1 protein-coding gene is annotated in these 314 nt (G+C 58.0%); it reads right to left on the bottom strand.

Annotation, left to right across the window (positions count from 1 at the left end; genetic code table 11):
* The coding region (locus tag DEO48_RS07720; protein ID WP_258306068.1) for an alpha-amylase family glycosyl hydrolase at positions 1–314 on the bottom strand (314 nt) is incomplete at both ends.

Genomic DNA, 314 nt, shown 5'->3' with positions numbered 1-314 from the left:
TCGTTAAAGCTGTACCAGTCGCGCTGCGGCGAGTCCGGGTTATGACATGCCCCGCCCATCGACTGGTTATGGCGGTCAAACCAGGCGTGCGAATCTCCGCTGTGGTTGAACACGCCGTCCAGAATCAGGCGCATGCCTTCGTTTTGGGTGTTCTTACGCAGGCGCAGCAGCGCCTCGTCACCGCCAAACTGCGCGTCAACGTGGCGATAATCTTCGGTATCGTATTTGTGCACGCTCGGGGCTTTAAACACCGGGTTGAGATAGAGCGCCGTCACGCCGAGCTTTTTCAGGTACGGTAGCTTTTCGCTGATCCC

The organism is Enterobacter sp. CGMCC 5087, from assembly GCF_003144775.1.
Taxonomy (GTDB): domain Bacteria; phylum Pseudomonadota; class Gammaproteobacteria; order Enterobacterales; family Enterobacteriaceae; genus Enterobacter; species Enterobacter cloacae_M.
The sequence above is the reverse complement of the archived record's forward strand: the minus strand, read 5'-3'. Positions and strand labels throughout refer to the sequence as shown.